The following is a 19,690-nucleotide window of genomic DNA, read 5'->3' as shown; positions in this document are numbered from 1 at the left end:
CCCTCGCCGTCACGGCCTCTGCGGCACGATCGCGACCGGGCACTGGGCCTGGTGCAGAAGTGCGTGGCTGACGCGGCTGAGCTGGAGCCCGACATGGCCCGTCCTGGGCCGGGACCCGACGACCACAAGGTCGGCAGCTGCCGACCGGTTCACGAGGATCCTGCCGGCCGACCCCTCGAGCGTCGTACGGTGCACCCGTACCTGCGGATGCTCGGCGACCGCTTCTGCGAGCAGCCCGTCGAGCAGCGCGGAGGCCTCCTCCTCGGGAGCGTTCGCCACTTCCCCCGCGTGACGGCTCAGGTGGGCGGGGCTGCGCCAGGCCCGGACCACGTCCAGGACGCAACCACGCACCTCGGCCTCACGGAAGGCGAACCGCACAGACTCGGCGGCGGTGTCGGCGTCGTCCCCCAGCCCGAACAGAATCCGCTCGTGCGTGCCGGCGATTCCCGCCTGGTCGCCTCGCACGACGATCACCGGGCAACGGGCCCGACCCGCCACGCCCAGGCCGACCGAACCAAGCAGCAGCCCCTTGAGCTCACCGCGACCGCGCGACCCCGTCACCAGCGCGGACGCACCGTCGCTCTCGCGCACGAGGGCGTCTACGGCGTCGTCCGGGACGACGTCGGTGGTGACCTTCACATCGGGGTTGCGCTGCTCGGCGCGCTCCGCTCCGGAAGCCACGATGTGCTCCGCCAGCACCTGTTCGGAGGGGCGCCCCAGGCCGGTGGCAGGCAGCGCACCCTCGTATCGCGCCCAGAGGGAGGCGTAGACCAGCCTGAGCGGAACACCGTGGCGGACTGCTTCGTCCACGGCCCAGTCGAGGGCAAGCAGACTCGGGTCCGAACCGTCGATGCCTGCGACCAGAGGAAGTGTCATCGTCCCCACCGCCTTTCACGGGGCTTGCAGCGCACCCACCGTCGCACCCTCTCTCACCGGGGCACGAGGGGCCCTTCGGCCCCTTCCGGGGGCCATGGGCCCATCGCTCGTCCATCCCCGCCGCAGCCGCTCACGGTGGAGGCGCACCGCCGGACGTGCGACGCCGGCGGTTGCCTTCGCGGGCCTGTCGTACGGAGACGCAGGTGCGCTCGATCAGTTCGGGGAGGGCCGCCCGCACCGGTTCGCTCAGCCCCGTGCCGAGTTCGACGTCGGCCACCTCCACGCCATGCACGACGACCTTCCGCGGAAGCACGTCGAGGGCTTCCGCCAGGGCGAGGCACTCCCCCAGCCCCAGGGCGTGCGTGCTCGCCGTACTCCTCGCCCGGCCGGCCGCCTCCGTCGCTGTCATGGTGTGCAGCTCGCCCGGCGTGGCCGGATCCAGGCGCAGGGCTTCCACCACGACCGCGGCGTCCGCACCGCGCCACAGTTCGAGCATCCGGCCGGGTTCGCCGTCGCTGACCGCCAGCACGGTGTCGTCGGGAACACGGCCCCGCAGGGCCTCCACCACCGCCGGCCCCGCTCCGTCGTCACCGCGGAGGGGGTTGCCCACGCCGATCACCACGATCCGGCCGGTCATGCGCGTTCCACGGTCAGGTCGAGGAAGTGGGCGGCGCAGGAGATGCAGGGGTCGTGATTGCGGATGGCCCGCTCGCACAAGCGGGTGAGTTCCTCGTCGTCGGCGGCGGGTCCGTGCCGGTCCAGGCGTGCCTGGACGGCCCGGCGGACGTCCTCCTCGATGGCCGTCTGGTTCTGGGCCGTGGGCGGAATGATGCGGGCCGCGGTGAGCGTGCCGTTCTCGGCGAGGGCGTAGCGGTGGTACAGCAGCCCGCGAGGTGCCTCGGTCGCTCCGGTGCCCACTGCCTTGCGCGGGGCGACGTCGAGTGCCGGCCGTGGCGGTCGTTCGTAGTCCTGGATGATGCTCAGCGCTTCCTCGACGGCCTGCACCACTTCCACGGCGCGCACGACGATGCTTCGGAAGGGGTTGTCGCAGATGTCCCCGGCCGCGGGATCGCCCAGCCCGGCGTCCCTGGCGGCCTCGGCCGCCACCGGGTGGAGCCACCGGCCGTTGACCGCGTAGCGGGCCAGCGGGCCGGTCAGGTAGCGGCGGCCGTCGAGCTCGGCGGTCAGAGCGGTGCTGTGCGGCACCTGCTCTTCGTGGACGTGCTGTTCGAGGTCGGACACGGGGAACTCACGGGGCGCCGGCGTCCCGCCGGCGGTGGCGACGACCGTTGGTGTGCCGGAGTCGATGGCGTAGCGGCCCGGGTCCCGCAGCGCGAGCAGGTCGTGGTCGCTCACCGCGTCGGGGAAGTCGAACGCCGCCACCCATCGGACGGTCTCCAGTGCGTCGTCCCGGGCCTGCCGCAGCCGTTCGGCCAATGGCCGCAGCTCTTCGGGCGCCGGTGTGCGGTAGAAGCCGCCGACGCGGACGTTGACCGGGTGGATGGGGCGCCCACCGAGCTGTTCGAGGATGGCGTTGCCGGTCTGTTTGATCCGCAGACCGCGCTCGACGGCGGCTCGTTGGTCGCGGGCGAGTTCGACGGCATCGGCCCGGCCGAGAAAGTCGGGGGCGTGCAGCAGGTAGATGTGCAGGGCATGGCTCTCGATCCACTCACCGCAGTACAACAGGCGGCGCAGCTCCGCGAGAGGCCCGTCCACGGTGACACCGCAGGCGTCCTCGATCGCCTGGCACGCGCTCATCTGGTAGGCGACCGGGCAGATGCCGCAGATGCGGGCGGTGATGTCCGGCGGCTCGGTGTGGGCGCGCCCGATCAGGAAGGCTTCGAAGAACCTCGGTGGCTCGTAGATGCGCAGCCGTGCCTCGGTGACCGTCTCCTGCTGCACGCGCAGGTGCAGGGCGGCTTCGCCCTCCACCCGGGCCAGGGCGTCCAGCCGCAGGACGCGGGTTCCGCGATGGCTCATGCGGGCCTTTCCGGATTGTCTTCTGTTCCTGTCCGAGGGGTGTCCTGCTTCTCTGCCGCGAGATCGGCCACGGGGGCATACTCCGGCGAGGCGGCGTTGAAGGTGCGGAAGACACGCAGGATGTCCGTCTCGCTCATTCCGTCGCGGCGCAGCTGCGCGACCATGGACCGCAGGTTGGGCCGGTCGGTCGGCCCGAAGCAGCCGTAGCAGCCTCGGCCGTAGGCGGGGCAGATGGCACCGCACCCGGCGTGGGTGACGGGGCCCAGGCAGGGGGTGCCGTGGGCCACCGTGACGCAGGTGGTGCCACGCCTCTTGCACTCGAAGCAGACGCTGTGGCCCGGGATCTGTGGCCTGCGTCCGGCCAGGTGGGCGGTGATGACCTCGAGGAGCTGACGGCGGTCGATGGGGCAGCCCCGCAGCTCGAAGTCGACCGGTACGTGTGCCGAGATCGGAGTCGAGGTCTCCAGGGTGGCGATGTAGTCCGGGCGGGCGTAGACCGCGGCACGGAACTCGTCGACGTCCCCGAAGTTGCGCAGTGCCTGGATGCCGCCCGCGGTGGCGCAGGCACCGATCGTCACCAGGCGCCGGGAGACGCGCCGGATGTGCTGGATCCGTTCGGCGTCCTCGGCCGTGGTGATCGAGCCCTCGACCAGGGAGAGGTCGTACGGGCCCCGGCCGGCCAGCTCCGCGCGCCCCCCGCCGGGGCCCTCGGCGCCGGACATCTCCAGGAAGTGCTCGATCCGTACCTGCTCGGTGAGGCCGAGCAGCTCGTCCTCGCAGTCGAGAAGGGTCAGCTGGCAGCCGTCGCAGGAGGCGAACTTCCATACGGCGAGCGTGGGCAGGGGGTGGGTGTCGGCCGGTACTCGGTCGGTGGTCCGTCCTGAGTCATCAGCGGGTCCTCGGTCGGTTTCCATCTCACAGCTCCCGTACGGCCAGCAGGCGTTCCACGCGGTCGTAGCGGACGACCGGTCCGTCCCGGCACAGCAGCAGCGGGCCGAGCTGGCAGTGACCGCAATGGCCGGTGGCGCAGCGCATGTTGCGTTCCAGCGACACCTGAACGCGGTGCGCGGCGAGGCCTCGGCCCCTCAGGGCGCGTGCGGTGTGGCGCATCATCACCTCGGGTCCGCACACCAGCGCGTGGGTCCGGTCCGGCCGGAGGGCGAACGCGTCGAGGAGGGCGGTGACGACCCCGACCGAGCCGTGCCAGCCCGGGCCGGGGCGGTCGACGGTCACCCCCACCTCGGCCCCGCCGCGCCAGCGCTCGATGTCCTCTTGGTAGATCAGGTCGCCAGGGGTGCGGGTGCCCACCAGGACCCCGATCCGGCCATAGGCGGTCGGCTGGTCCAGGACCGCGTGGACCACCGGTCGCAGCGGCGCGAGCCCGATGCCCCCGGCGATCACCAGCACGTCCTGGCCGGCTGCCGCGGCCAGATCCCAGCCGGTGCCGAACGGCCCGCGCAGCCCGACGGTGTCTCCCGGGCGCAGCTCGTACAGGGCTGCGGAGACCGCGCCCACCGCACGGACGGTGTGCACGAGTCCCCTGTGGGGGCCGCGCAGGGCACTGACCGAGATCGGCACCTCACCGACGCCGAACGCGTAGATCATCGCGAACTGGCCGGGTGAGAAGGGCGGGAGTTCCCTGCCGACGGGAACCAGTTCCAGCGAACGGGTGTCGTGGGTCTCCACCAGGATCTCGGCCACCCGGTACGGCAGCGGCGGCGGCACGGTGCTCACGGCGGACCACTCCCGTGGGGTGCGTAGAGGTCCAGCAGTCTGATGCGGGTGGCTTGCAGTCGCTCGGCGACCACCTCGGTGAAGCGGCGCATCAGGGCGTATCCGAGTTCCGGGTCGGCAGCGCACAGGGCGAAGACGTCGACGGCGGGGAACTCCGTGGCCTCCACGGCGGTCACCGTCCGCGCACCGAGGTGCCAGCGGTACGGCGGGCAGATCCACGACCAGCCCAGCAGCTGACCCGCCCCGAGCGTCTCCACGAGGGCTTCCGGCTGTCCGCCGGGAACGCAGATGTCGAGGGCGACCTCACCACTGCGCAGCAGCCAGAAACGGTCGGCATGCCCGCCCTCGTCGAACAGACGCGTGCCGGCCGGGAACGTCACGTCGAACCCGGCGGCCAGCAACCGCTCGCGCTGCGCGGGCGGGAGGAGGTCCAGAGGCGGTGGCAGCCCGGTCATGGGGCTTGTCCCGATGGTCCGGACCGCGTCCAGTCGTGCAGGGCGGCGGCCTCCTCGGTGATGTCGATGCCGACCGGGCACCACACGATGCAGCGGCCACAGCCCACACAGCCGGAAGAGCCGAACTGGTCGTACCAGGTGCCGAGCTTGTGGGTCATCCACTGCCGGTAGCGACTGCGCGGGGAGGTACGGACGGGGCCTCCGTGCAGGTGGGAGAAGTCCAGGTCGAAGCAGGAGTCCCACAGCCGCCACCGCTCCGCGTGGTCACCGGTGAGATCGGTGACGTCCTCGGTCGTGGTGCAGAAACAGGTGGGACACACCATGGTGCAGTTGCCGCACGTCAGACAGCGCCCGGCGACGTCGTCCCAACGGGGGGCGTCGAGCGTGCCGGCCATCAGCTCCCGCAGGTCGGCCTCGGGCATGGTCCGTCCCATCCGGTCCGCGGCGGCGGCGACGCCTGCCCGAGCCGCCGCACAGGTGGCGGGGTCGGCCGGCCGGACGGGCAGTTCGGCCAGGATCTCGTCGCCCTCCTGGCTGCCGCGGCGGACCCAGAAGCGGTGCCCGTCGTCGTCGACCACCTCGGTGATCACCAGGTCGCAGCCGGGAGGGGCAGCAGGTCCGGTGCCCATCGAGACACAGAAGCAGGTGCCGCCGGGCTCCGTGCACTCGACCGCGATGAGCAGCGCCCCAGCACGCCGCCCCTGGTATTCGGGGTCGCGGTGGGCACCACCGGTGAGCACCCGGTCCTGGACGGCGATGGCCCGCGCGTCACAGGGACGCACCCCGAGGAAGGCGTACCGCGGCGGCGAGGTCTCCTCGGGCGTGAACACCGTTTCCTCGCCCACCCGGTCGGCACGCCACTGCCGCACCTTCGCCGGATGCAGGAACTGCTTCCACGACTGGGGGCCCGCCGCGTTCGCGAAGGCGGCACCGTCGGCCCGCTCCCGCAGCCGATACGTCCCTGCTTCGAGTTCCACGCCCCACCCGTACGGCAGTTGCTCGGCCGACTCCAGCTCCGTCAGCACGATCGCACCGTCCCGCACGGTGGGGCCGACCACGGTGAAGCCTCGCCGGGACAACACGTCCACCAGCGCGAGCATGCCGTCCTTGCCCATCACCAGCCCGCTGGACGCGGGAGGCGACGCGGCCTTCACGTCGGGGTCCGCAGTCATGGCCCTTCTCCTTCAGCACCGCCTCGGGCAGATGGGACATCCGCGGTGCCTCATGCAGTCCACGAACGCAGGATTTCCTGTCCGGCACCACACAGGTAGGGCCATGCGGCCCACAGCCTCGGGTTTTCGTCTCCGCTCGCTCGGTCGGGCCGACACCCTCCGGCTCTCCGGGGCCTCATAGGGCTCGACGGCCACACGCGGGGGCCGTTCGGCCCAGTGCGTGCGAAGCAGCCCCGGCAGATGGTCGAAGAGGGCCGGCAGGAAGGTGGCCGCCATGCGGTGGGAAACGATCCAGAAGGGCGCTGCGCCTCGCGTCGAGCCGAATCTGGGCGACTACGAGAAGGTGTGTGCGGGTTTCGCCTGGCCTCAGGCGCGCGCCCACCTGCAGGGGCTGCCCGGCGGACGGGGACTGAACATCGCGCACGAGGCCGTGGACCGGCACGCGGCTTCGGACCACGCCGCGGCCGTCGCCCTGCGGTGTGTCGGGCGGGACGACTCCCTGACCTGTGTGACGTACGGGGAGCTGGCCCGGTCCACCGCAAGGTTCGCCAACGTGCTCCGGGCCCTCGGCATCGGACACGGCGACCGGGTGGCGACGCTGCTCGGCCGCTGCCCCGAGCTGTACACCGTGGTTCTCGGCACGCTCAAGAACACCAGCGTCCTGTGCCCGCTGTTCTCCGCCTTCGGACCGGAACCGGTCGCCATGCGCCTGACGCTGGGCGACACGCAGGTACTGGTCACCACGGCGGATCTGTACCGCAGAAAGGTCGCCGGCCAACGCGAGAAACTTGCCGCCCTGCGGCACGTGCTGATCGTCGGCGAGGGCGCGGACGAGCTGCCCGGCACCGTCTCCCTCGGCGCGCTGATGAACGAGGCTGCCGACACCTTCACCATTCCGCCGACCTCGCCCCACGACATGGCCCTGCTGCACTTCACCAGCGGCACCACGGGCACCCCCAAAGGCGCCGTGCACGTGCACGAGGCTGCCGTGGCCCATTACACGACCGCGCTGTACGCGCTCGATCTCCACGCAGACGACGTGTTCTGGTGCACCGCCGATCCGGGCTGGGTCACCGGCATGTCCTACGGGATCGTCGCGCCCCTCATGCACGGGGTCACGGTCGTGGTCGACGAGGGCGAGTTCGACGCCCGCCGGTGGTACCGGATCCTCGCCGACCAGCGGGTCAGTGTCTGGTACACGGCGCCGACGGCCCTGCGGATGCTGATGCAGACGACGCCGCGCTCAGGGCCGTACGATCTGCCCGGCTCGTTCGACCTGAGCGCACTGCGGTTCATCGCCTCCGTCGGTGAGCCGCTCAATCCGGAGGCCGTGCTCTGGGGCAGGGACGTCCTCGGGCTGCCCGTACACGACAACTGGTGGCAGACCGAGACCGGCGCCATCATGATCGCGAACTTCGCCGCCTGTGAAATCCGCCCAGGGTCGATGGGGCGTCCGCTCCCCGGCGTGGAGGCAGCGGTGCTGCGACGCGGGGAGGACGGCCGGGCCGAGCGGGTCGGGGGCCGCGTCACCGTCCTGGAGGAGCCCGGTGTGGAGGGCGAACTGGCGCTCCGGATCGGCTGGCCGTCCATGTTCCGCGGCTATCTGCACGACGAGCCACGCACCGCGGCGGCTTTCGTGGGTGACTGGTACCTCACCGGTGACCTGGTACGGCGCGACGCGGACGGCTGGTACTGGTTCGTCGGGCGCGCCGACGACGTGATCAAGTCGGCGGGACACCTCATCGGGCCGTTCGAGGTCGAGAGCGCCCTGATGGAGCACCCGGCGGTCGCCGAGGCCGGGGTGATCGGTCGGCCCGATCCCGTCGCCGGGAGCCTCGTGAAGGCGTTCGTCACGCTGCAGCCGGGTTTCGAGGCGACCACGCAGACCCGGCAGGAGCTGCTGGCCTTCGCCAGGCGCCGGCTCGGCCCGGCCGTGGCACCACGTGAGATCGCCTTCGACCAGCACCTGCCCCACACCCGCAGTGGGAAGGTCATGCGCCGCCTGCTGCGAGCGCGTGAACTCGGCCTGCCCGAGGGCGACATCTCCACCCTGGAACAGGTCGGCTCCGTCCAGGAGACATCGGAGGCGTCCACATGAGCACCACCCGCGCCCCACGCAGGCCCCGGCCCGGGGCCCGGCCGGACCAACAGGCGGCGCACCGCCTGGCCCTGCTGGAGTCGATGCTGCGCGTCCGCCGGTTCGAGGAACGCTGCGTGGAGCTGTACAGCGCGGCCCGCATCCGTGGGTTCATGCACCTCTACATCGGCGAGGAGGCCGTGGCCGTCGGTGTCAACGAGGCCCTCACGGACGAGGACGCGGTCGTGTCGACGTACCGCGAACACGGCCACGCGCTCGCGCGTGGGGTCCCGGCCGAGGCGATCATGGCGGAGATGTTCGGCAAGGCCACCGGGTGCAGCCGCGGCCGGGGTGGCTCCATGCACCTCTTCGACGTCGGCCGCCGCTTCTACGGCGGCAACGCGATCGTCGGCGGGGGGCTGCCGCTCGCGGCCGGCCTCGCCCTCGCCGACCGTATGACCGGCCGCAACCGGGTCACCTGCTGCTTCTTCGGCGACGGCGCCTTCGCCGAGGGCGAGTTCCACGAGACGGCCAACCTCGCCGCGCTCTGGCAACTGCCCGTGCTGCTGATCTGCGAGAACAACCTGTACGCGATGGGCACGGCCCTGGCCCGCCATCAGGCCCAGACCGACCTCGCGCTGCGTGCCGCCGGCTACGGCATGGTCTCCTGGGCCGTCGACGGCATGGACGTCTTCGCCGTCGAGGACGCTGCCCTGCGGGCGGCCGAAGGGGTCCGTGCCGGTACCGGGCCGCACTTCCTGGAGATGCGCACCTACCGCTTCCGCGCCCATTCCATGTACGACTCCGACCGCTACCGGGACAAGGCAGAGATCGAACACTGGAAGGAGCGCGACCCGGTGGAAGGCCTCGCCCGGATGATGCGGGAAGCGAAGGAGCTGTCCGACAAGGCCCGCGCCGCTCTGGAGGACCGTCTGACCGCCGAGATCGATCAGGCCGTCGAGGCCGCCGAGCGGGCTCCCGAAGAGGCTGTCGAGGATCTGCTGAAGTACGTCAGCAGTCCGGTGGAGGTGAGCCGGCCATGACCACGACCCACTCCCGTACCGCCGGACCCGCCCCACCCTCCGACCAGAAGACGACCTACCGGGAGGCGATGCGCGAGGCCCTGCGCGAGGCCCTGCACGCCGACGAGCGGGTCTTCCTGATGGGTGAGGACGTGGGCCGCTACGGCGGTTGTTTCGGCGTCAGCCTCGGCCTGCTGGAGGAGTTCGGGCCCGAGCGGATCCGCGACGCCCCGCTGTCGGAGTCCGCCTTCGTCGGCGCCGGCATCGGCGCGGCCCTGGCGGGCATGCGGCCGATCGTCGAGATCATGACGGTCAACTTCAGCCTGCTGGCCCTGGACCAGATCCTCAACAACGCGGCGACCTTGCTGCACATGTCGGGCGGTCAGCTACCGGTCCCGATCGTCATCCGGATGACCACGGGCGCAGGACGGCAGCTGGCGGCCCAGCACTCGCACAGCCTGGAGGGCTGGTACGCGCACATCCCGGGCCTGCGCGTGCTCGCCCCGGCGACCATCACGGACGCCCGCCACATGCTCGCCCCGGCACTTGCGGACCCCGACCCCGTGCTCATCTTCGAGCACGGCAGCCTGTACAACGCCTCAGGCAAGCTGTCCACCGGGACGGGCCCAATCGACATCGACCGTGCCGCCGTTCGCCGGCCCGGGACGGACGTCTCGGTGATCACCTACGGCGGCTCGCTGCCCAAGGCGCTGGCCGCCGCCGACGACCTGGCAGGCATCGGCATCAGCGCGGAGGTGGTGGACCTGCGCACCCTGCGCCCCCTGGACGACGTCACCATCGGCGACTCGGTCGCCCGCACGCACCGGGCCGTCATCGTCGACGAGGGGTGGCGCACCGGCAGTCTCGCCGCGGAGATCTCCGCGCGCCTCACCGAACAGCACTTCTACGACCTCGACGCACCCGTCGAACGGGTGTGCAGCGCCGAGGTCCCCATGCCCTACGCCCGCCGGCTGGAGGAGGCCGCACTGCCGCAGCCCGCCGGAATCGTCGCGGCCGCACGCCGTACGGTCGGCGAGCCCGTGCCGACCGGTACGGACGAACCGGGTGCGGACTCCGGGAGGCTGAGCTGACATGGGCGAGTTCACCATGCCCTCGCTCGGCGCGGACATGGACGAGGGCCTCTTGCAGGAGTGGCTCGTGGGTCCCGGGGACCGGGTGCACAAGGGCGACGTCGTCGCCGTCGTCGAAACCGACAAAGCGGCCATCGAGGTCGAGTGCTTCGAGTCCGGTACCGTGGGGCGACTGCTCGTCAAGCCGGGGACTCGGGTGCCGGTGGGGGCACCGCTCGCGGTGATCGAGAGCGAGGGCGCGCCCCGCATGCGAGAAGGCGCGCCTGAGCGTGCGGAGGGGGAGCAGGAACCAGCCGCGCGGCCCGAACACGCGAAACCTCGGCGGACGGTGGCCCGCGAGCCGAGGCCCGCGGGCACGCGATCCAGGAACAAGCCTGCCAGGCAGCCCGTGGACACATCGGCCGGCCCCGAGCACCTGCCGGCGAAGCTGTCTGCCGAGACCACGTCAGCCACCGGGGCGGGACCTCTGGTACGGCAGCTCGCGCTGCAGCGGGGCATCGACCTGGCCGCCGTGCACGGCACCGGACGCGGCGGACGGGTCACCCGTGCCGACGTCGAGCGCGCGTCACCCACCCGGGGGCCAAGAGTGCGGGCCACCCCGTACGCCCGCGGGCTCGCCCGGGATCTCGGCATCGACCTGACAACAGTCCTGGGCACCGGGGACGGCGGAGCCGTGCGCGCGGCTGACGTACACACGGCCATGCGTGCACGACGGCACGAGCCGCAGCGGGCGACTACGCGCGGACGGGACGACGAGCAGCGTGGGCCCGTGGCTGTGCCGACCGACAGCGGAGCGGAGCACCGTACGGACGCCATGCGCCGTGCCATCGCCGACCTCATGAGCCGCTCCAAGCGGGAGATCCCGCACTACTACCTGTCCACCACGATCGACCTCACGGCGGCCGAGGACTGGCTGCGCCGGTTCAATCGCGGCCGTCCGCCCGCAGACCGCCTCGTTCCCGCGGCGCTCCTCTTGAAGGCCGCCGCCGTAGCAGCACGTGAGGTGCCGAGCCTCAACGGCTACTGGCAGGACGACCAGTTCGTCCCCGGGGCCGCGGTCAACCTGGGTGTGGCTGTGTCACTCCGGCAGGGCGGACTGCTCGCGCCGGTGGTCCACGGGGCCGACACGCTGTCACCCGACGCGCTCATGACCAGGCTCAAGGACCTCGTCCAGCGCGCCCGCCGGGGCCGGCTGCGCAGCAGTGAGATGTCCGGCGCCACCCTGACCGTCACCAACCTGGGCGAACAGGGCGTGGAGGCCGTGTTCGGTGTCATCCATCCGCCCCAGGTGGGCCTGGTCGGCTTCGGCGCGGTCGTCGGGCGGCCCTGGGCCGCGGACGGCATGCTCGGTGTGCGCCCGGTGGTGACCGCGACCCTGGCAGGCGACCACCGGGCCACGGACGGTGCCGTGGGGGCGCGCTACCTGACGACGGTCGACCGACTGCTGCAGAAACCCGAGGAGTTGTGAGTCAGATGAAGCCCCTGGACGAGGCGGAAGCCATGTCGGTGGTCAAGGAGTCCATCACCCGGATCGTCCCCGACGCGGACTTCACGCTGGTCGAACCGGACGACAAGTTCCGTGACGTGCTCGAACTCGATTCGCTCGACTTCCTCAGCCTGGTGGAACTGCTCTGCGAACGCACGGGAATCCGTATCGACGAGGAGGACTACCCCGAGCTGACCACGCTGTCCGACGCTGCACGGCTCCTGGTCGACAGGTCGCAGGACAGGACCGGCCCGAAGGAGTGAGGGGCCGGCGGAGAAAAGGGCACCCGGACCAACTCGGCCCGGGTCCCGTTGCTTCGCCTCGGGGAGATCTCCTCGCAGGACGTGCAGATCGCTGCCGCAGACGTGGTGGCGTCGACGCGCACGATCGCATCGGTCGCCTCCTCGACCGCAGGAACGGCCGCCTGTGCACCTCAGTCCGGCTCCAGGTAGGGGCGACGGAAGACCGGGGCCTGGCCGGCGGCCCATGGGCGTACGGCCGCGAGTGCCTGAGCGACCGCGGACTCCAAGGGGCCGCTGGTGTCGACCGCGACCGCCTCGGGCCATGGTGGTTCCCTGGCCGCCATGGCGGCGGCGATGTCGGGGCCGGCATCGGACGGGCCGACGGCGCGCGTGGCCAGGCGGGCGGTCGACACGTCGCCCGGCGCGTGGCAGTGCAGGGCCACGAGGTCGGCACTGGTGCGTTCGGCCACGCGCAGGGCCGCCTCGCGCTGTCCCGCATCGGACCAGGTGGCGTCCAGGACGACGGACTCGCCGGAGGCCACCAGGGTGGCCGCGCGATCGAGGAGGGCGGCGTAGGTCTTGGCCGTCCACTCCGGCGTGTACAGGCCCTCGCCGTAGTCGGCCGCAGCGGACTGCTCCGCGGGGATGCCGGCCAGTTCCTTGCGGAGGCGGTCGCTGCTGAGCAGGGTGACCCCCAGTCGGTCGGCCAGCGCTCCGGAGAGGGTGGACTTCCCGCTGCCGGGCAGTCCGCCGACGAGGGTGAGCGAGACGGCAGAGGTGCGCAGGTGGCGCAGCGCCGTCGAGGCCAGCCGCCGCGACGTCGCCTCCGCGCCGGGCGCGCCCTGCCGGGCCTGGATCAGGGAGACCTTGGCGCGGACGAACGCCCGGTAGGCGACGTAGTGGTGCCTCAGGGAAGAGGGCGCGGGATCGCCGGAGTACTCGCCGTACTGGGCGAGGAAGTACGCGGCTGCCTCCGGGGCGCCGAGCTGTTCCAGGTCCATGGCGAGGAAGGCGGCGTCGTCCAGGCCGTCGACGTAGCGGAGACGGTCGTCGAACTCCAGGCAGTCCAGGACGCGAGGGCCGTCGTCGAGGCAGAAGATGTCCTCGGCGAGGAGGTCGCCGTGGCCGTCGACCACTCGCCCCTGCTCGATACGGGAGTCGAAGAGCCGCTTGCGGCCGGCGAGGTAGCGGCGGACCAGCCGCTCGACCTCGGTCACCTGATCCAGGACGAAACCCTCCGCGGCCAGTGCGCGGACCTGCGCGAAGCCGGCCTCCCAACGCGACGAGAGGGCATCCCGCGTGCCCTGCTCGTTCACTTCGCCGCCACGGGGCGCGTCCGCGTGCCAGGCGGCAAGATGCCGGGCGACCGCCCGGAGGACGTCGTCGACTGCGGCTCCTTCACGTACCAGGTGGGAGAGGCGGCGGTCCGCCGGCATGCGGCGCATCACCACGAGGGGTTCGGGCGCCTTCGCGTCCGGGCTGCGGAACTCGCCCAGGCCCAGGTACACGTCGGGGGCGAAGCGGCGGTTGAGAGCGACTTCGCGCTCGCACGCGGCCCGTCGAGCCGCCACCGTGGTGTAGTCCAAGAACTCCAGATCGACCGGTTTCTTCACCTTGTAGGCGCGGTCGCAGGCGAAGAACACGATCGCGGTGTGGGTCTCGAAAACCTCTGCGCGCGGTAGCGGCCCACCGGCGTGCCGGGCACCGGACCGGAGCGCGGACGCATCGGTGGCCCGAGGCGCCGGCCGTGCCGACGCCCCGCCGAGGCCGGACTCAGTCATGAGGGACGACGGCGACGGGGCAGCGCCCGTGATGAACGGCGGCCTGCGCCACGGGACCCAGGTGGGGCGCCAGACCGTGGCGAAGCCGGCGACGGCCCACGACCAGCAGCGCGGCGCCCTCGGCGGCCTGTAGGACGGCCTTGGCGGGGCTTGCGAGACGGACGCTGTCGGCCACGTCCACCCCCGGGTACTTCTCCCGCCAAAGGTGGAGCACCTCGCGCAGCTGCCTGTACGCATCCCGGCTGATCTCCTCGGTGACCTCGTGGTCCACGCCCCAGGGCACCCGTGCATGGAGCGGCACGCTGCGGCCGTGGACAGCCAGGAGAGGAACGCCCCTGGCCGCAGCGGTGTGGAAGGCGAAGTCGAGCAGGGCGTCGGAGGATCCGTACAGTTTCAGCGCGACGACCACACGGCTCGCGGGTGCCGGGGGCAGTCCTTGCTCCCGGGGTTCGGCGCGGACCAGCACCACCGGCCGCTCCGCCCGTGCCACGACGGGCATGCTGATGTCGCCCAGGAAGTAGCTCTCGACGGGATCCAGACCACGCGAGCCCAGCACCGTCATCTCCGACTCCGCCGCGGCTTGGAGCAGGGCGTTCTGGGCGTCGTCGGCAACCAGGTTCCCGACGATGGACAGGCCCGGGTGGCGCGCCTGGAGTTCCGCTCGCGCGGTGTGGACGAGACGCTTCGCCCAGTAGTTCTGGTCGACTTCCGCGGGGACGCGGGCCGGTTCCGGTGCGAGCAGCGGCCACGCGTGCAGCAGGCGCAGGGTGAGCCTGCGCTTATCGGCCTCGTCGGCGGCCCAGCGGGCAGCGGCGAGGCTCTCGGGTGAACCGTCGAGGCCCACGGTGACGGCTGGTTGCATGGCGGCGGCCTCCGTCTCGTAAGAAGCTGGAAATGACAGGTGGACGTCCGGTCCAGTGGCCGGCCCAGGCATCGCCTGTATGCCCATCGCGGTGCGTTCTCTCATTCGAGGATCACCCCGATCCCCTCCGAGACGCATGTGGACCTGTGGAGGGGGGAATCCCGCACGAGAGGAGACAGCGACGGTGACGATTCCCGTGGTGGTCGGCGTCGACGGATCCGAGGCGAGCCTGGAGGCGGTCGACTGGGCGGCCGACGAGGCGGTTCGGCACGGGGTGCCACTCCTCATCCTGCACGCGGCCCCCGGGGGCCACGAGGCGTCGGATCTGATCACCGCAGCCTCGGAACGGGCGAGGCGGGGCGCCCCCACGGTGCGGCTGTCGAGCGAGGTGTCGCACGAGGACGCGGCCTCCGCCCTGATCGACAGGGGGCGCAACGCCTTCGCGTTGGTGCTCGGGTCCAGGGGGCTCGGAGATTTCGCTGAAATGCTTCTGGGCTCGGTCAGCCTCGCCGTGGCCGCTCGGGCCGACTGCCCGGTCGTCGTGGTCCGTGGCGAAGTGGCTGACCGGGATGCCCGGTTCGGAAACGTCGTCGTCGGCGTCGAGGACGAGGAGAGCAGCGGCACAGCACTGGAGTTCGCGTTCCGGGAGGCCCAGGTGCGTCGCTGTCGGCTGGTGGCGGTGCACGCCTGGAGGGCACCGGCCGGTACCTTCAGCACACCTCAGGCCCCGTCGTGGCCCCTGGAGGCGCACCTGCGCCCGCCGGCACAGGTGCTCGACGACACCCTGCGCGGGCCGGCGGCGCGGTACCGCGACACCCTGGTCGAGCGGCGGCTGGTCGAGGCACCGGCACGGCAGGCACTGCTGGAAGCGGCGTCGGAGGCCGATCTCCTGGTCATCGGCGCCCGTCCGCGACTTGTGCATCGGGGCCTGCAACTGGGCCTGATCAACCATGCGCTCCTGCATCACGCGCCGTGTCCCACCGCGGTCGTACCTCACAGATGACGGCCACCGGCTGAGACGCCCCGTGCCGGCCGCCGCGCTCTTGGGGGCCGGACGCCGGTCGGCAGGGACTTTCGGCCCTGTGGCCGAAGCCGGCCGCTGTCCGATGGTGGACGAGGCGGGGGAATCGGACCAGCGACGTGCTGGAGGCCGCATCATGACTGCACACGGTTCGCCGTCCGCATCCGGTCCGCCCCGGCCGCACAAGGGGGACGCGCCACACGAGGTGAACCCGCTGAGGCGTACGTCAGACAGGTGCGAATCCTGGTTCCGCCGGGTGCTGATGCTCGTCCTCCTCCTCGGACTGCCGGTGGCCGCGCTCAGCGCGGGGCTGACGGCGTACGAGTCGTCCATGCGTACCGTGCATGCCCAGGCCGTGGAACGGCACGAGGTCACCGCCCGACTGACGTCCGACGTGCTGGGCGACGGCCGTGTGGCGAAACGGCCGGCGCCGATCCGCTGGACCGAGAAGAACGGCATCGTGCGCGCGGGAACCGCCCTCGTGGAACCGGGCACGCCCAAGGGCACCGTGGTGCCGGTGTGGGTGGACCGGGACGGGACCATCACCACTCCGCCCATGAACGCGGCCAGCGCGCAGGCGAACGGCTGGTTCGTGGCCGGTATGGCGGCACTCGGTGTGGCCCTCGGGGTGCACGCGGCACGGGCAGCCGTGCGCCTGGCGCTGGATCGGAGAAGGTACGCGCAGTGGGAGGCCGAATGGGACCTGGTGGAACCGCTGTGGTCCGGGCGCTTCCGCCGCTGACCGACAGACCGGAGTGAGGAGGAAGGCAATGTCGCACACGACTGAGTGGAAGGTTCGCCTCCATCTCTTCGAAGACGACGACGGAACGACCAAGGCGCACGTGGTGCTGGACACCGGTACCACGGCGCTCACCGGCCACGGAACCGCGCACCGTCATCCGGCGGACACGAACGTGCCGGAGATCGGCGACGAGCTGGCGGCGGGCAGGGCCATGGTCGACCTGGCTCACCAGCTGCTGGAGACCGCGGAAGGCGACATCCAGGGGATGGATGCGCGCCGGACAAGCGCTCGTCAGCCGACTGGACGGCGCATGTGAAGCCTCCAGGGACCGCGCCGGCCATGCGGCGGTGTGTACCGCGTGGCAGGTTGGAAGACAGCACCATTCCGAGCGGAGGGCGACGATCATGCGAGCTCACCTCGGCGACCAACTCGTCATCGAAAGTCCGAGGACTGGCGGCGCCAGACGCGACGGCGAGATCGTGGGGCTCCACCACGCGGACGGAACCCCTCCGTACGACGTGCGCTGGTCGGACACGGACGAGGTGACACTCGTCTTCCCCGGGCCCGACGCGCACATCCGACATCTCCAGCACGGACAGCCCGGGACCACCCATGAGGCACGGCCGGGCACGGTCGAGGCGGAGCACGCGTCCGCGGTCGCCTCTCCGACCGGGACACCCAACCCCGGCGACATCGGCCGGCGCGTGGGCACCGAACGCCGCAGACGGGGACTCAGCCTGGAGGAAGCCGCCCGCCGCGCGCGAATGTCGCCCCGTTATCTGTCATACCTGGAGGAACAGCCCGCAGACCCCACGATGTCGGCTCTCATCAGGCTGGCCGACGCGCTGGGCACTTCGGCCACCGCGCTGCTCGGCGGCGGCATGGATCTCCCGCCAGGCCAGGGCTACGCACTCATGCACCCTCAACTGCGGGACCTCAGCCCAGATGAATGCCGCACTCTGCTCTCCGCGCACGGCCTCGGGCGCGTCGCGGTGTCGGCGTCCGACGGCCGCCCGGCTGTCGTACCGGTCAACTACGACGTCGTCGATGACGCCATCGTCTTCCGGACGGCGCCCGACTCCGTGGCCGCAGCGGCCGTGGAAACGGAGGTCGCCTTCGAGGTCGACCACGTGGACGAGGCTCTGAGCCAGGGCTGGAGCGTGCTCGCCGTCGGCCGTGCGAGCGTCGTGACCGAGCCGGAGGCCGTGCACAGGCTCGTCCAACGCGCTCACACCACGCCATGGCCCGGCGGTGAACGCGAGATGTGGGTGTCGATCCGCCCCACGAGCCTCACGGGCCGTCGCATCACTCCGGCCGACCAGTAGACACGCGGCGCCGTCGAGCGGCGTACGTGCCGCTACCTACCGGTCGTCTCTGATCTGTCCTGGGCGGCTCCCTCACCGACGAGCCGTGCCTCGACGCCCACCACGCCCTCCAGAGCGCGGACGAGGCGTTCGGCGACCCAGATCAGCGAGGTGTCGGGGACGCGCCCGCGTAGCGTGACGACACCGTCCCGCACGGACACGTGGATGGCGTGACCCACCGCGGGGAACAGGTACGACACCACGGTGCGGCGGACTTCCTCCTCGATGTCCTCGTCCGACCGCAGGAAGACCTTCAACAGGTCGCCCCGGCTGACGATGCCCGAAAGCCTGCCCTCGTCATCGACCACGGGAAGCCGCTTGACGTGCTCCTTCGCCATGATTCGAGCCGCCTGGGCCAAGGTGACGTCGGGGCGGACCGTGACAGCGGGCGTGCTCATGAGCTCCTCTGCGGTCAGCGCCTCGGCCTTGGCCAGGGCCGACCGGTGACGGATCCGGTCACTCCGGGTGGGTCGGTCGTCCCGGAACTCCTCCTTGGGCAGCAGGTCGGCCTCCGAGACGACACCGACCACACGCCCCTGGCCTGCCACGACCGGCACAGCACTGACCTGCCGCTGCTCCATGACCCGCACGATCTCCTTGAACCGCGCATCGCGCCCGACGGCCACCGCGGGACTGGTCATCACATCGCTCACGATGTGCGGAGCGTCAGGCATGCCCTGGTCCTTCAGGGGCGTACCGGAGGAACTGGTTCGGCCGCATGCCTCCAGCATCACCGCGCCCCAGCATGCCGCAATCCGGCCGAAGGCCGCCCGATCCGGGACCGGACGGTGGGTCGCGGCGGCTCTCGGTCAGTGCGACGGTATTCACAGGGGGGTCTTTTCGGCAGCCGGACGGAGAAGGCGATGGGGACGACGGAACTCCCGCTGGTCGTGGGCGTCGACGGATCGGACTCCAGTCTGCTGGCCGTTGACTGGTCGGTGGACGAAGCTGCCCGGCACGGGCTGCCGCTGCGTCTGGTGCACGCCTCCCTCTGGGAACGTTACGAAGTGGCCCAACCGTCCTTCCGTACCGGCCGTCCTGCCGAGGAGGTCCTTGCCCAGCACATCATCGCTTCCTGCGTGGAACGGGCCCAGCTGCACAATCCCGAGGTCAAGGCGTCGGGGGAGGTACTGCCCGACGATGCCGTGTCCGTCTTGCTGCGGGCGGCGCCCGAGGCGTTCGCCGTGGTCACCGGTTCTCGTGGGCGTGGCGCGATCGCGGGGCTGCTGTTGGGGTCGGTCAGCCTCTCGGTGGCGGCGCGCGCCGCGTGCCCGGTCGTCGTCGTCCGCGGCGAGGAACGGAACCGTCGTGGGGCCGTCGGCCGGGTCGTGGTGGGGGTCGGGGAGCCGAGCACCGGTGCGGGCGCCGTACGGTTCGCCGTCCGCGAGGCCGAGGTGCGCGGCTGCGCTCTGACAGCCGTACGGGCTTGGCGCAACCCGGCCAACGAGCCCGTGGACCACATGCTGATCGCGGACGACGCCGCCCGGCTGCGCGAGGAGCGGGCCTTGACCGGTCTCGACGAGGCACTGCGCGAGGCCATCCGGGACCACCCTCGGGTCGATGTCCACCGTCAGCCGGTCGAAGGCCCCGCCCACCGCGTACTGCTGGAGGCATCGGCCGAGGCCGACCTGATCGTCGTAGGCGCTGTGCGAGGGCACGACCGCTTCGGTCTGCAGCTGGGCAGGACCGCCCACGCCCTGCTGCACCACTCGAAGTGCCCGGTCGCCGTCGTCCCCCAACCGGTCTGAGGCCCGGCCGGCGGGCTCGGTCCCGCTGCGGCCCCGG

Annotated in this window: 20 protein-coding genes; 10 read left to right on the top strand and 10 right to left on the bottom strand. The window is 71.6% G+C overall.

Going from position 1 to position 19,690, the window contains the following annotated elements:
- Positions 1 to 9: 9 nt before the first annotated feature.
- The 7 genes from ACWC5O_RS35195 to ACWC5O_RS35165 all read right to left on the bottom strand — a co-directional run bounded on the left by ACWC5O_RS35195 (position 10) and on the right by ACWC5O_RS35165 (position 6,217).
- The gene (locus ACWC5O_RS35195; RefSeq protein WP_450590146.1) at positions 10 to 876 is read right to left on the bottom strand and encodes a universal stress protein; all 867 of its coding nucleotides are present in this window, start codon (positions 874 to 876) and stop codon (positions 10 to 12) included.
- Positions 877 to 1,006: 130 nt separating this feature from the next.
- Positions 1,007 to 1,513 (bottom strand): hydrogenase maturation protease, encoded by a 507-nt coding sequence (locus ACWC5O_RS35190; protein WP_450590145.1) that lies wholly within the window; start codon positions 1,511 to 1,513, stop codon positions 1,007 to 1,009.
- Positions 1,510 to 2,856 carry a Ni/Fe hydrogenase subunit alpha gene (locus ACWC5O_RS35185; protein ID WP_450590144.1) on the bottom strand — a complete coding sequence of 449 codons (1,347 nt, stop codon included), beginning with the start codon at positions 2,854 to 2,856 and terminating at the stop codon, positions 1,510 to 1,512. The genes ACWC5O_RS35190 and ACWC5O_RS35185 overlap by 4 nt, the downstream gene beginning before the upstream one ends.
- Positions 2,853 to 3,770 (bottom strand): NADH-quinone oxidoreductase subunit B family protein, encoded by a 918-nt coding sequence (locus ACWC5O_RS35180; RefSeq protein ID WP_450590143.1) that lies wholly within the window; start codon positions 3,768 to 3,770, stop codon positions 2,853 to 2,855. The genes ACWC5O_RS35185 and ACWC5O_RS35180 overlap by 4 nt, the downstream gene beginning before the upstream one ends.
- Before the next feature lies 1 nt (position 3,771).
- Positions 3,772 to 4,590: an FAD/NAD(P)-binding protein gene (locus tag ACWC5O_RS35175; protein WP_450590142.1), complete on the bottom strand. Its 819-nt coding sequence runs from the start codon at positions 4,588 to 4,590 to the stop codon at positions 3,772 to 3,774.
- Complete coding sequence (locus ACWC5O_RS35170; RefSeq protein WP_450590141.1) at positions 4,587 to 5,045, bottom strand: Crp/Fnr family transcriptional regulator; 459 nt, start codon at positions 5,043 to 5,045, stop codon at positions 4,587 to 4,589. The genes ACWC5O_RS35175 and ACWC5O_RS35170 overlap by 4 nt, the downstream gene beginning before the upstream one ends.
- Complete coding sequence (locus tag ACWC5O_RS35165; protein ID WP_450590140.1) at positions 5,042 to 6,217, bottom strand: 4Fe-4S dicluster domain-containing protein; 1,176 nt, start codon at positions 6,215 to 6,217, stop codon at positions 5,042 to 5,044. Before ACWC5O_RS35165 ends, ACWC5O_RS35170 begins: the two co-directional genes overlap by 4 nt.
- Positions 6,218 to 6,491: 274 nt before the next feature.
- Between ACWC5O_RS35165 and acsA the strand changes: the two genes are divergently transcribed.
- The 5 genes from acsA to ACWC5O_RS35140 are packed head-to-tail and all read left to right on the top strand — an operon-like array spanning position 6,492 to position 12,156.
- Complete coding sequence (acsA, locus tag ACWC5O_RS35160) at positions 6,492 to 8,315, top strand: acetate--CoA ligase (protein WP_450590139.1); 1,824 nt, start codon at positions 6,492 to 6,494, stop codon at positions 8,313 to 8,315.
- A complete protein-coding gene (gene pdhA / locus ACWC5O_RS35155) occupies positions 8,312 to 9,337 on the top strand; it encodes a pyruvate dehydrogenase (acetyl-transferring) E1 component subunit alpha (RefSeq protein WP_450590138.1) in 1,026 nt (341 codons plus the stop codon). The genes acsA and pdhA overlap by 4 nt, the downstream gene beginning before the upstream one ends.
- On the top strand, positions 9,334 to 10,407 hold the full coding sequence (locus tag ACWC5O_RS35150; protein ID WP_450590137.1) for an alpha-ketoacid dehydrogenase subunit beta: 1,074 nt from the start codon (positions 9,334 to 9,336) through the stop codon (positions 10,405 to 10,407). Before pdhA ends, ACWC5O_RS35150 begins: the two co-directional genes overlap by 4 nt.
- Before the next feature lies 1 nt (position 10,408).
- Positions 10,409 to 11,875 carry a 2-oxo acid dehydrogenase subunit E2 gene (locus ACWC5O_RS35145; RefSeq protein ID WP_450590136.1) on the top strand — a complete coding sequence of 489 codons (1,467 nt, stop codon included), beginning with the start codon at positions 10,409 to 10,411 and terminating at the stop codon, positions 11,873 to 11,875.
- 5 nt (positions 11,876 to 11,880) lie between these two features.
- Positions 11,881 to 12,156 (top strand): acyl carrier protein, encoded by a 276-nt coding sequence (locus ACWC5O_RS35140; RefSeq protein WP_450590135.1) that lies wholly within the window; start codon positions 11,881 to 11,883, stop codon positions 12,154 to 12,156.
- A gap of 170 nt (positions 12,157 to 12,326) precedes the next feature.
- Here the strand turns inward: ACWC5O_RS35140 and ACWC5O_RS35135 are convergent, their stop codons facing one another.
- Together ACWC5O_RS35135 and ACWC5O_RS35130 are read right to left on the bottom strand one after the other, a co-directional pair.
- Entirely contained in the window at positions 12,327 to 13,916 is a 1,590-nt protein-coding gene (locus ACWC5O_RS35135; protein WP_450590134.1) for a bifunctional aminoglycoside phosphotransferase/ATP-binding protein, read from the bottom strand.
- Positions 13,909 to 14,778: a universal stress protein gene (locus ACWC5O_RS35130; RefSeq protein ID WP_450590133.1), complete on the bottom strand. Its 870-nt coding sequence runs from the start codon at positions 14,776 to 14,778 to the stop codon at positions 13,909 to 13,911. Before ACWC5O_RS35130 ends, ACWC5O_RS35135 begins: the two co-directional genes overlap by 8 nt.
- Positions 14,779 to 14,962: 184 nt before the next feature.
- On the opposite strand from ACWC5O_RS35130, the gene ACWC5O_RS35125 reads away from it, so the two are divergent.
- The 4 genes from ACWC5O_RS35125 to ACWC5O_RS35110 all read left to right on the top strand — a co-directional run bounded on the left by ACWC5O_RS35125 (position 14,963) and on the right by ACWC5O_RS35110 (position 17,866).
- A complete protein-coding gene (locus ACWC5O_RS35125) occupies positions 14,963 to 15,781 on the top strand; it encodes a universal stress protein (protein ID WP_450590132.1) in 819 nt (272 codons plus the stop codon).
- A 154-nt stretch (positions 15,782 to 15,935) separates the two neighbouring features.
- Positions 15,936 to 16,541, top strand: a complete 606-nt coding sequence (locus ACWC5O_RS35120) for an Rv1733c family protein (protein ID WP_450590131.1) — start codon at positions 15,936 to 15,938, stop codon at positions 16,539 to 16,541.
- A gap of 28 nt (positions 16,542 to 16,569) precedes the next feature.
- Positions 16,570 to 16,857: a DUF1876 domain-containing protein gene (locus ACWC5O_RS35115; protein ID WP_450590130.1), complete on the top strand. Its 288-nt coding sequence runs from the start codon at positions 16,570 to 16,572 to the stop codon at positions 16,855 to 16,857.
- 88 nt (positions 16,858 to 16,945) lie between these two features.
- A complete protein-coding gene (locus ACWC5O_RS35110) occupies positions 16,946 to 17,866 on the top strand; it encodes a DUF1918 domain-containing protein (RefSeq protein WP_450590129.1) in 921 nt (306 codons plus the stop codon).
- Between the two features lie 32 nt (positions 17,867 to 17,898).
- On the opposite strand, the gene ACWC5O_RS35105 is transcribed toward ACWC5O_RS35110, so the two are convergent.
- Positions 17,899 to 18,579, bottom strand: coding sequence for a CBS domain-containing protein (locus tag ACWC5O_RS35105; RefSeq protein ID WP_450590128.1), 681 nt, complete (start codon positions 18,577 to 18,579; stop codon positions 17,899 to 17,901).
- 189 nt (positions 18,580 to 18,768) lie between these two features.
- Here ACWC5O_RS35105 and ACWC5O_RS35100 point away from each other — a divergent pair, with 189 nt between their 5' ends.
- Complete coding sequence (locus tag ACWC5O_RS35100; protein WP_450590127.1) at positions 18,769 to 19,653, top strand: universal stress protein; 885 nt, start codon at positions 18,769 to 18,771, stop codon at positions 19,651 to 19,653.
- Positions 19,654 to 19,690 lie beyond the last annotated feature (37 nt).

The organism is Streptomyces sp. NPDC001450, from assembly GCF_053597295.1.
This window is presented reverse-complemented; position numbering and strand designations above follow the sequence as displayed.